Annotated in this window: 12 protein-coding genes and 4 tRNA genes; 12 read left to right on the forward strand and 4 right to left on the reverse strand. The window is 37.5% G+C overall.

The window, feature by feature from the left end:
* Nucleotides 1-2200: protein translocase subunit SecD (secD, locus tag RLO81_RS16825; RefSeq protein ID WP_350114354.1), on the forward strand; the 2200-nt coding region annotated here is incomplete at its 5' end.
* A gap of 81 nt (nt 2201-2281) precedes the next feature.
* Here the strand turns inward: secD and ribH are convergent.
* From ribH to pdhA, 3 genes are all read right to left on the reverse strand, one after another.
* Entirely contained in the window at nt 2282-2764 is a 483-nt protein-coding gene (gene ribH, locus RLO81_RS16830) for a 6,7-dimethyl-8-ribityllumazine synthase (protein WP_350114357.1), read from the reverse strand.
* 83 nt (nt 2765-2847) lie between these two features.
* Nucleotides 2848-3555 carry a tetratricopeptide repeat protein gene (locus RLO81_RS16835; protein ID WP_350114360.1) on the reverse strand — a complete coding sequence of 236 codons (708 nt, stop codon included), beginning with the start codon at nt 3553-3555 and terminating at the stop codon, nt 2848-2850.
* A 71-nt stretch (nt 3556-3626) separates the two neighbouring features.
* Nucleotides 3627-4652, reverse strand: a complete 1026-nt coding sequence (gene pdhA, locus RLO81_RS16840; protein WP_350114362.1) for a pyruvate dehydrogenase (acetyl-transferring) E1 component subunit alpha — start codon at nt 4650-4652, stop codon at nt 3627-3629.
* A gap of 52 nt (nt 4653-4704) precedes the next feature.
* Here pdhA and recF point away from each other — a divergent pair, with 52 nt between their 5' ends.
* Nucleotides 4705-5814: a DNA replication/repair protein RecF gene (recF, locus tag RLO81_RS16845; protein WP_350114365.1), complete on the forward strand. Its 1110-nt coding sequence runs from the start codon at nt 4705-4707 to the stop codon at nt 5812-5814.
* Here recF and RLO81_RS16850 read toward each other — a convergent pair whose 3' ends face one another.
* Nucleotides 5815-6090 (reverse strand): 2TM domain-containing protein, encoded by a 276-nt coding sequence (locus tag RLO81_RS16850; RefSeq protein WP_350114368.1) that lies wholly within the window; start codon nt 6088-6090, stop codon nt 5815-5817.
* Nucleotides 6091-6161: 71 nt separating this feature from the next.
* Between RLO81_RS16850 and RLO81_RS16855 the strand changes: the two genes are divergently transcribed.
* From RLO81_RS16855 to rplA, 10 genes are all read left to right on the forward strand, one after another.
* Nucleotides 6162-6473: a DciA family protein gene (locus RLO81_RS16855; protein ID WP_350114371.1), complete on the forward strand. Its 312-nt coding sequence runs from the start codon at nt 6162-6164 to the stop codon at nt 6471-6473.
* A gap of 169 nt (nt 6474-6642) precedes the next feature.
* Nucleotides 6643-6725, forward strand: a tRNA-Tyr gene (locus tag RLO81_RS16860).
* Between the two features lie 68 nt (nt 6726-6793).
* A tRNA-Gly gene (locus RLO81_RS16865) sits at nt 6794-6866 on the forward strand.
* An 80-nt stretch (nt 6867-6946) separates the two neighbouring features.
* A tRNA-Thr gene (locus RLO81_RS16870) sits at nt 6947-7018 on the forward strand.
* A 104-nt stretch (nt 7019-7122) separates the two neighbouring features.
* Nucleotides 7123-8310 carry an elongation factor Tu gene (tuf, locus tag RLO81_RS16875; protein WP_205722027.1) on the forward strand — a complete coding sequence of 396 codons (1188 nt, stop codon included), beginning with the start codon at nt 7123-7125 and terminating at the stop codon, nt 8308-8310.
* Nucleotides 8311-8484: 174 nt separating this feature from the next.
* A tRNA-Trp gene (locus RLO81_RS16880) sits at nt 8485-8557 on the forward strand.
* Nucleotides 8558-8580: 23 nt separating this feature from the next.
* Entirely contained in the window at nt 8581-8775 is a 195-nt protein-coding gene (gene secE / locus RLO81_RS16885; RefSeq protein WP_205722026.1) for a preprotein translocase subunit SecE, read from the forward strand.
* A 15-nt stretch (nt 8776-8790) separates the two neighbouring features.
* Nucleotides 8791-9348 carry a transcription termination/antitermination protein NusG gene (gene nusG / locus RLO81_RS16890; protein WP_205722025.1) on the forward strand — a complete coding sequence of 186 codons (558 nt, stop codon included), beginning with the start codon at nt 8791-8793 and terminating at the stop codon, nt 9346-9348.
* Between the two features lie 3 nt (nt 9349-9351).
* Nucleotides 9352-9792 carry a 50S ribosomal protein L11 gene (rplK, locus tag RLO81_RS16895; protein ID WP_205722024.1) on the forward strand — a complete coding sequence of 147 codons (441 nt, stop codon included), beginning with the start codon at nt 9352-9354 and terminating at the stop codon, nt 9790-9792.
* Between the two features lie 15 nt (nt 9793-9807).
* The coding region (rplA, locus tag RLO81_RS16900; protein ID WP_350114376.1) for a 50S ribosomal protein L1 at nt 9808-10386 on the forward strand (579 nt) is incomplete at its 3' end.

Here is a 10386-nt window from a genome sequence, read left to right on the forward strand (position 1 = left end):
AGCGCTGAAGGCAAGTAAGAGTGATGATTCAGCAACAGACAATTCTTCCGAAAATTTAGGCGATTTATTATCTGCTGATAATGATTCAACTGACTCTGATTTAGATGCGGCATTATCATCATCAGAAAAAGATTCAACACAAAGCAAACTTGACTCTCTCTCAGCTCAAATTTCTCCTTTGTTTGCACTTACAAAGGCACAGGGCGGGCTGATCTATGATGTGCGTGATACTGCTGAAATTGGTTCAATCATAAGAAGAGATGACGTTAGAAACCTACTTCCAAGAAATGTAAAGCCTTTATGGGAAGTGAAGCCAACTGTAGATGAGGCTACAGGAATGGAATTACTACAGCTGTATTTTGTAGAATTAGGACGTGGTGGCCAGGCACAACTTACGGGTGAAGTAATAACGGATGCCAGGCAAGATCTTGATGAGTATGCAAGTCCAGCTGTTAGCATGCAGATGAATGCTCAAGGTACAAGAGTCTGGAGAAAAATGACAGCCGAAGCCGCCAATCAAAATCCACGTGGGCGAATAGCCATTGTTCTTGATGATCTAGTTTATTCTGCTCCTTATGTTAACGGTGAAATACCCAATGGTAACTCACAGATTTCTGGAAACTTCACTATTGAAGAAGCTAAAGATTTAGCGAATATTCTAAAGGCAGGTTCATTACCGGCACCAACACGAATTGTTGAGGAGGCAATTGTTGGACCAACTTTGGGTAAAATTGCTCAAAGTCAGGGTATCATTTCTATTGTTTCCGGTTTGATCGTAGTGGTGTTGTTCATGGTTGCCTATTATGCCAAAGGAGGATTTGTTGCCAACATTGCATTGGTTTTTAATATCTTCTTTATCATGGGTATTCTTGCTCAATTTAATGCAGCATTAACATTACCGGGTATCGCAGGTATTGTATTAACCATAGGTATGTCAATTGACGCAAACGTTCTAATCTTTGAGCGTATCAGAGAAGAACTTAGAAATGGCTCTAAACTTCGTGAGGCCATCTCTACAGGATACAAAAAGGCATTTAGCTCAATTGTAGATGCCAACGTTACAACGTTGTTAACGGCCATCATTCTTTACGTTTTAGGTCAGGGTCCTATCAAAGGATTCGCCATCACATTAATGATCGGTATTTTCTGTTCATTCTTCTCTGCGGTATATATCACCAGGGTTGTTGTTGAGTGGATGGTAGGAAAAAGTGATGATAGTAAAGTGTCATTTTCTACACCATTCTCTAAGAATCTTCTATCTAACATTAATATCGATTTCATGGGTAAGAGAAAAATTGCCTATATGTTTTCGATAATATTTATAGCTATTGGTATGACACTAACAGCAATAAACGGGTTGAACTTGGGTGTGGATTTTCAGGGTGGTAGATCCTATATTGTGAATTTTGAAAGTCCTGTTGTGGCAACGGATATGAAAATCGCACTAAGCGAAAGCTTTGAAAACACTGGTACAGAGGTAAAGAACTTTGGTGGTAATAATATCATTAAAGTAACTACATCATATCTGGTAAATGATGAAACGGACGGTGCAGATAAAAAAGTAAGAGAATCATTGATTTCAGGGATCGAGAAGTTCACAGGCCAGTCCTATGTTAAGGATGATTCCCAGGTAGATGCTGAGCACTTCACTATTTCGGGTTCATCTAAAGTGGGTGCTACTATTGCAGATGATATTAAGAGTGCTTCTTTTGAGGCTGGAATTTTTGCCATTATCGCTATATTCCTTTACATCTTGGTAAGATTTAGAAAATGGCAATTCTCAACCGGGGCAATTATTGCATTGGTGCATGATGCTGCTTTTGTATTTTCAGCCTTTGCCATTGCAGGTCTATTAGGCATTAAATATGAAATAGATCAAGTGTTTGTTGCTGCGATCCTAACCATTATAGGTTACTCCATAAACGATACCGTGGTTGTATTTGATAGAATAAGGGAGTTTCTAAATCTTGGAACCAGCACGGATAAACTGCAAATATTTAACACAGCCATCAACGGTACTTTGAATAGAACATTAATGACATCTGCCACAACATTGGTGGTTGTATTAATACTTTTCTTATTCGGAGGTGAAGTGTTAAGAGGTTTCTCTTTCGCTCTTCTGGTAGGAATTTTAGTAGGTACATATTCTTCAGTATTCGTTGCTTCACCAATTGTAGTGGACTTAGATAAGAAGAATTAATTTTAGAGTAATTATAATGAAGAAAGGCAACCCATTTGGGTTGCCTTTCTTTTTATGAGTTTGTATTGCGTATGATGATAGTTACCCTTTGATTCCAAGCATTTTAATAGCAGTAATAGCTGCTTCATCACCTTTATTTCCGTGCTTACCACCGGCTCTGTCAAGAGCTTGCTTTTGAGTATCAGGAGTCAATACACCAAAAATCACAGGCTTATTATATTTCAAACTTACATTAGTTAAACCATGGGCAACTGCACTACAAATAAAGTCAAAATGTCTTGTTTCTCCTTGTATCACACAGCCCAGGCAAATCACTGCATCAATATCTTTACGCTCTGCCATCCATTGTGCACCGAGTGATAGCTCGTAGCTCCCAGGAACATATTGTTTGATGATATTATCTCTGATAGCACCATTAGTAACCAATGTTTCAAATGCCCCAGAGAACAACGCATCAGTTACTTCACTATTCCATTCTGACACAAGAATGCCAAATCGCTTCTGAGAAATATCAGCAACATTTTTTGAAGAGAATTCGCTTAAGTTTTTATGTGATGATGACATAGTTATAAATTACATTATGTAGCAAAATTAAAAAAGGGATAAAGCTTTACCTTATCCCTTCTTAAAATGTTTTGAGTAAAAAATTATGAAGCAGCTTTTTCTAATCGCGCTTTAAATTTTTTAGCATTCTGTACTTCTGATGAATCCCAATATTCATTTATAATGGTTTCGTAAGATTCTTTAGCGGCTTCAATATTCTCCGCATACTCGAAGGCAAGTGCTGCTTTCATTAAATATCTTGGCGAAAATTGCTTGTTTTCTTTGTATGAAGCTGCCTTTTTGTAAAGATCGGCAGCTTTAGAATAATTCTCTAATTCCATATTTGCATCGCCCATAAGACTGTATGCTCTTGCCTGAATAAGTAAATCATCTGCACTGAAATCTTCTAAGTAAAGCAAAGCACTTTTATAATCACCTTGTTTTAAGAATGCAGCTCCAGCATAAAAGTTAGCCAGATTAGCCGCACTTGTGATACTGTATTCGTCAATGATATCTTTAAATCCTAAGTTAATCCCATCGCCATTTAAAGCAAGATCAAGGCTGTCAGATTCAAAATAATAGATAGCTTGAAACATTTCGTTTTGGGCTTTCTCATTCTGTGATTTTTTGTAAGTCTCAAAACCGAAATACCCACCCACTAATACTAAGAGTAGAATACCTATACCTAAAACCAACGTTTTGTTATTTTCTACAAACTGTTCGGTTTTAGAAAGCTGATCTGCCAACGCCTCCGGATTCTCGAGTAAATCGTTATGATGTTCTTGTTCCTTTTGTTTTTTTCCCTTTGCCATTCTTACAAAATTTAAGGCCGCAAATCTACTAATTATTACGATAAGAAGAAATCGGATTAAAAATAATTGACTTATCCTGTAATGTAAGGATAATCATGTTGCGCATAAACATCCTTGAAAGCCTCACTAGGATCAGGATATGGAGATTCTTCGGCAAATTTCACGCACTCTGCTACTTGCTCCTTTATTTTATCCTCTATCTTTTCAATGTCCTTTTCTGTAGCATACTTTTTCTTTAATAAAGTAGCTCTCACTTGCTCAATAGGGTCTTTTGCTTTGTATTCTTCAACTTCATCCTTTGTTCTGTATTTGGCAGGATCCGACATCGAATGCCCTTTATATCTATAGGTTTTAAATTCAAGCAAAGTTGGACCATCTCCTTTTCGTGCTCTTTTTGCAGCTTTCTCTACTGCGTGGTGTACTTCTTCAACTGACATAGCATCTACAGGCTCCGATGGCATATCATACGCTTCTGCTAACGTATAAAGCTCTGTAACATTTGATGTTCTCGAAACTGAGGTTCCCATGGCATAGCCATTGTTTTCTATCACAAAAATCACAGGAAGCTTCCAGGTCATCGCAATGGTCAGCGCCTCGTGAAATGCGCCCTGTCTAACTGCGCCATCACCCATGTAACATATGCACAGTTTACCGCTTTTGTTATACTTTTCTGCAAACCCAATACCAGCGCCAAGAGGTATCTGCCCACCAACTATTCCATGCCCACCAAAGAAGTGGTGCTCCTTGTCGAACATATGCATTGAGCCACCTTTACCTTTGGATATACCTGTTTCCTTCGCAAATAATTCTGCCATTATTTTACGCGGATCAGAACCTAGTGCAATGGGGTGTGCATGATCCCGGTAAGCGGTAATATATTTATCACCCTCTTCCAGAGCTGAAACTGCCCCGGCAACACAAGCCTCCTGTCCGATATACAAATGGCAAAACCCTTTTATTTTTTGTTGACCATAAAGCTGCCCTGCTTTCTCCTCAAACTTTCTCATTAACAACATGCTCTCAAACCAGGTGAGGTATGTTTCTTTAGAAAAACTCTTTGAAGTAGATTTTGACTTTCCTTTTGTTGTAGCTGCCATAATGCTATTTTTGAATCAAATTTAGGACTGCGAAAATAAAGAAAAAAAGTTAATGCACATTGAAAAGTTGAGTTTGATTAACTTCAAGAACTATGAGAATCTGTCATTAACTTTTTCAGAGCACCTTAATTGTATTGTAGGTAAAAATGGTAGCGGTAAAACCAATATTCTGGATGCCATTTACTTTTTGTCGATGACAAAAAGCGCCCACAACCCATTAGATAATCAAAACATCAAGTTTAATACGGACTATTTTAGTATCAAGGGTACTTTTGTAAACGCTAGAAGTACAGATACCATAGTTTGTTATTTTAAAGAAGGCGAGAAGAAGTCATTCAAAAAAAATAAAGAGGATTATGGGAAACTGTCAGAACATATTGGCCGCTTTCCGGTAGTGCTTATCACTCCATACGACTCCGACATTATAAGGGAAAGCAGCGAAATAAGAAGAAAATTCTTTGATTCCATTATCTGCCAGCTTGACCATGACTATATGAACAACCTGGTGCGTTACAATAAGAATCTGAAACAAAGGAATAGTGCGCTCAAAAATTTCTCAAAATCTGGAAAGGTAAATAAAGATCTCTTAGAAACTTACAATAGTGTTCTGCTTGATCTTGGCATCAAAATCTTTAAAAAGCGAAAGTCATTTATTGCAACTAACCTTATAAAATTCAATGAATATTATAAATTCATCAGCGATGAAAGAGAACAGGTAAGCATACGTTACGGATCGCAGTTTGATGTACCTGATGTTAGTCAAAAGTTGAATGAATATAGTAAAAGGGATATCGTAACTGAAAGATCCAATTTTGGCATTCATAAAGACGATTTTCATTTTTTTATCGAGAATAACCAATTAAAAAAATATGGTTCGCAGGGTCAGCAAAAGTCATTCTCAATAGCATTGAAATTAATGCAATATCACGCATTGGAAATAGGGCTTAGTGTTAAACCAATACTTTTGCTCGATGATATTTTTGACAAACTGGATTCAAATCGCATTAATAAGCTGCTCACAATGATAAAAAGTGGAATATTTAATCAGGTATTTATTACCGATGCTATAAAAGACCGAACTGAAAACCTTTTAAAGGATTTTGAGTTAAATCCAAATCTTTATTTGGTTGACAATGGCAAAGTAGAAATAAAGAACGAATGATTATACACCGGATAATTTCATAAGGTAGGAAAATACCATTCTTAATCCCTTGTTTTTAATTCTGAGAGGATCAGTTCCGTAAACACGTAAACTGTGATAGATTAAGCCAAACGCCCATAAGATGGCAGGTAAAAATATCCACCATCTTTCACCCAAGTCTGTAAAGATGTAAATCATAAGCGGTAGGTTTACAACGAAATAGGAGATGACATGAACCATAAAGTAATTCAAATCATTAATTAACTTCTTAGTTTTGCTGTGAATATCTTCTTCCATGTCATTAGATGTATGAGGTTGAAAATAAACAATTTTATTTATTAATACTCAGTTTCAGACGCAAAAAGGATATGACACAAAAATATAAACACCCACGTAAGTCAAATACATCAACAGTAGGCGAGGCACTGGGCGATATGTTAAAGCAGTATCATTTAAATGAACGCTTCGATCAAAATAGGTTATTAAGCTCATGGGAAAAATTGATGGGCAACACAATAGCAAATAGAACATCTAAAATTTTTATTAAGAACAAAGTATTGTTTGTAGAACTCAATTCTGCACCCTTAAAAAATGAATTGAATCTTTCAAAAGACAAACTCAAATCGATAATAGAAAAAGAAATAGGGCCTGGAATAATAAATGAGATAATAATCATGTAGTTCCAATCAGGCTTATTTCAATGCTATAGCACTTTTGAAAATTAGTTTTACTTTTTTTTTCAAAAGTTTGATTAAAATGAAAAAGCGTATAATTTTGCACTTCCTTTCGAAAACAGGCATCACGATAGGTGCTAGAATGAAAGGTAAAAGTTCTTAAAAGAATTGAATTGGGGGGATACCAAAGCGGCCAACTGGGACGGACTGTAACTCCGTTGACTTATGTCTTCGCAGGTTCGAATCCTGCTCCCCCCACACCAGGTTGAGGGTTGTGATTTTACCAATGCTATAAATGTTGTAACTTCGCAGTCCCCAATTATCAAGCGGGAGTAGCTCAGCTGGTAGAGCGACAGCCTTCCAAGCTGTAGGTCGCGAGTTCGAACCTCGTCTCCCGCTCACTGATATTTGAGTTCTCGGTTCGAAATCTCAATTTCAAAGTTGTCTAAAACAACTGGAAACTTTGAACTGAGACATTAGCCGAGATAGCTCAGGGGTAGAGCGCTTCCTTGGTAAGGAAGAGGTCGGGGGTTCAAATCCCCTTCTTGGCTCGATAGTAAGGTTCTTAATAAGTTTACTTGTTTTGAGCCTATTTTGCGTTAGCATATTAATTAAACAAAAGAATAAATTTTAAACTAAATAGGAATTATCAAATATGGCTAAAGAAACTTTTGACCGTTCCAAACCCCACTTGAATATTGGAACAATTGGTCACGTGGATCACGGTAAAACAACGTTAACAGCAGCTATTTCTAAAGTGTTAGCAGAGAAAGGGTTTGCAGAATTGAGAGACTTCTCTTCAATTGACAATGCACCGGAAGAAAAAGAAAGAGGTATCACAATTAACACATCTCACGTAGAATATCAAACAGCAAACAGACACTATGCTCATGTTGACTGTCCAGGTCACGCTGACTATGTGAAGAACATGGTTACTGGTGCTGCTCAAATGGATGGAGCTATCCTTGTTGTTGCTGCAACTGATGGTCCGATGCCACAAACTAGAGAACACATCCTATTAGCTCGTCAGGTAGGTGTACCTGCATTGGTAGTATTTATGAACAAAGTTGACTTAGTAGATGACGCTGAGCTTCTTGAGCTAGTTGAAATGGAAGTTAGAGAACTTCTTTCTGCTTACGACTTTGACGGTGATAACATTCCAGTTATCCAAGGATCTGCTCTTGGTGCACTTAACGGTGAAGCTGAGTGGGTTGCTAAAGTAGACGAATTAATGGATGCAGTGGATAACCACATTCCTCTTCCTGAGCGTCTTGTTGACAAAGATTTCTTGATGCCTGTAGAAGATGTATTCTCTATTACTGGTAGAGGTACTGTTGCTACTGGTAGAATCGAAAGAGGTGTAATCAACTCTGGAGATCCAGTTGATATCTTAGGTATGGGTGCTGAAGGTCTTAAGTCTACCATCACAGGTGTTGAAATGTTTAGAAAAATATTAGACAGAGGTGAAGCTGGTGACAACGTGGGTCTTCTTTTAAGAGGTATCGAAAAAGATCAAATCAAAAGAGGTATGGTAATCTGTAAGCCAGGTTCTGTAACTCCTCACCAGAAATTCAAAGCTGAGGTTTACGTTCTTTCAAAAGAAGAAGGTGGACGTCACACTCCATTCTTCAACAAATACCGTCCTCAGTTCTACTTAAGAACTACTGACGTAACGGGTGAAATCTTCCTTCCATCAGGAGTAGAAATGGTTATGCCTGGTGATAACATCTCTATCGAAGTTAACTTGATTAACAAAGTAGCGATGGAAAAAGGACTACGTTTCGCTATCAGAGAAGGTGGTAGAACTGTAGGTTCTGGTCAGGTTACTGAAATCTTAGACTAAGATTTAAAATTCATAGCAAAAGCGTTCCGAAATTTATTCGGAACGCTTTTGTTTTAAATAAACTTTATACTACCTTTGCAAACCATTTTGGATTGTAGGGATTGGAATGTGGTGTAAATGTCCAAAATGCGTGGTGGGAAAGAGTAGGAGAATTAACTCGTAAAAATAATATAAACGGGTGTAGCTCAATTGGTAGAGTAGTGGTCTCCAAAACCATTGGTTGTGGGTTCGAGTCCTACCACCCGTGCTAAAATAAAATATAGTGTTTCAATGCAAAAGTTAAAGACATTTATTCTTGAGTCGTACGATGAGATGAAAAACAAAGTCTCATGGCCAAAGTATAGTCAGTTACAAAATCAATCTATTTTGGTTTTGATAGCTTCTTTAATTTTCGCCCTATTTATAGGCCTTATCGATTTCGTTTTTGAAAGCGGTATGGATTGGATTTACACTGAATTTAAATAAACCGTAGCTAGAGTGATGAGCGAATTAAATTGGTACGTAGTACGAGTAGTTAGCGGTCAGGAGAAAAAGGTGAAGGCTTACCTCGAAACAGAAATCGAACGAGAAGGTCTTCAGGATTTCGTTCCTCAAGTTCTTATACCATCAGAAAAGGTATATGAAATGAGAAATGGTAAAAAGAGGGTTCGTGAAAGAAATTTCTTTCCTGGTTATGTAATTGTGTCTGCTGATTTATCTAATGGTGAAGCAAACCACGTAGTAACAAGCATTCCAGGAGTAATTGGTTTCTTGGGTAACAATGGAACGGGGCAATCAAAAGAACCGGTGCCATTGAGACAATCAGAGATCAATAGGATTTTGGGCAAGGTAGATGAGGTTGACGAATTTGAAGAAAAACTAGAGACTCCTTATATAGTAGGTGAATCAGTAAAAGTAATGGACGGACCATTCTCAGGATTTACCGGAACTGTTGAGGAGGTATTCGAAGAGCGTAAAAAGCTCAACGTAATGGTGAAAATATTTGGCAGGAACACTCCTGTTGAACTAAACTATATGCAAGTAGAAAAATTAGATTAAGAAATGGCTAAGGAAATTAGTGGATACTTGAAATTGCAGATTAGAGGTGGTGCAGCGAATCCATCTCCACCCGTTGGACCGGCTTTAGGTAGTAAAGGTCTTAACATTATGGATTTCTGCAAGCAATTTAATGCAAGAACTCAGGAGAAACAAGGACAGGTTTTACCTGTATTAATTACAATTTATACAGATAAGTCGTTTGACTTTGTAATTAAAACTCCTCCTGCAGCAGTGTTGATATTAGATGCTGCCAAAAAGAAAAGCGGTTCGGCAGAACCTAACAGAAATAAGGTAGGAAGCATCTCTTGGGATCAGGTAAAAACAATAGCTGAAACTAAGATGCCTGACCTTAACGCATTTGAAGTAAACTCAGCTATGAAAATGGTTGCGGGTACCGCTAGAAGTATGGGAATAAGAGTAACTGGAACAGCTCCCTGGAGTTAATAAATAGATCAGAAAATGGGAAAGTTGACAAAAAATCAAAAAGCAATAGCTGATAAGTTGGAGCCAAACAAAGAGTATTCTTTGGAAGACGCTTCACAATTAGTAAAGGACGTAACCTTTACTAAGTTTGACGCTTCTATCGATTTAGATATTAGATTAGGAGTTGATCCTAAAAAAGCTGACCAGATGGTAAGGGGTGTTGTTACGCTGCCTCATGGTACAGGAAAAGATTTAAAAGTATTGGTGCTTTGTACACCTGACAAAGAGCAGGAAGCAAAAGATGCTGGTGCTGACTATGTTGGTCTTGATGAATTTATAAAAAAGATTGAAGGCGGATGGACTGATGTAGATGTAATTATTACTATGCCCACAGTAATGGCCAAAGTTGGTCGTTTAGGTAAAGTATTAGGCCCAAGAGGTTTAATGCCAAACCCTAAGTCAGGAACTGTAACCCTAGAAGTAGGTAAGGCAGTAACTGATATTAAGGCTGGTAAGATTGATTTCAAAGTAGATAAATTTGGAATTATTCACGTGAGTGTGGGTAAAGCCTCTTTTACTCCTGAGAAAATCAAAGATAACGTAAGAGAAATGTTA

The organism is Fulvivirga sp., assembly GCF_040220315.1.
Lineage (GTDB): Bacteria > Bacteroidota > Bacteroidia > Cytophagales > Cyclobacteriaceae > Fulvivirga.

Excerpts from the sequence above, each read along its gene's own strand:
- rplK (WP_205722024.1), top strand. The coding sequence starts at position 9,352 with ATGGCTAAGGAAATTAGTGGATACTTGAAATTGCAGATTAGAGGTGGT.
- RLO81_RS16850 (WP_350114368.1), bottom strand. The coding sequence starts at position 6,090 with ATGGAAGAAGATATTCACAGCAAAACTAAGAAGTTAATTAATGATTTG.
- ribH (WP_350114357.1), bottom strand. The coding sequence starts at position 2,764 with ATGTCATCATCACATAAAAACTTAAGCGAATTCTCTTCAAAAAATGTT.
- secE (WP_205722026.1), top strand. The coding sequence starts at position 8,581 with ATGCAAAAGTTAAAGACATTTATTCTTGAGTCGTACGATGAGATGAAA.
- nusG (WP_205722025.1), top strand. The coding sequence starts at position 8,791 with ATGAGCGAATTAAATTGGTACGTAGTACGAGTAGTTAGCGGTCAGGAG.
- recF (WP_350114365.1), top strand. The coding sequence starts at position 4,705 with ATGCACATTGAAAAGTTGAGTTTGATTAACTTCAAGAACTATGAGAAT.
- pdhA (WP_350114362.1), bottom strand. The coding sequence starts at position 4,652 with ATGGCAGCTACAACAAAAGGAAAGTCAAAATCTACTTCAAAGAGTTTT.
- RLO81_RS16835 (WP_350114360.1), bottom strand. The coding sequence starts at position 3,555 with ATGGCAAAGGGAAAAAAACAAAAGGAACAAGAACATCATAACGATTTA.
- RLO81_RS16855 (WP_350114371.1), top strand. The coding sequence starts at position 6,162 with ATGACACAAAAATATAAACACCCACGTAAGTCAAATACATCAACAGTA.
- tuf (WP_205722027.1), top strand. The coding sequence starts at position 7,123 with ATGGCTAAAGAAACTTTTGACCGTTCCAAACCCCACTTGAATATTGGA.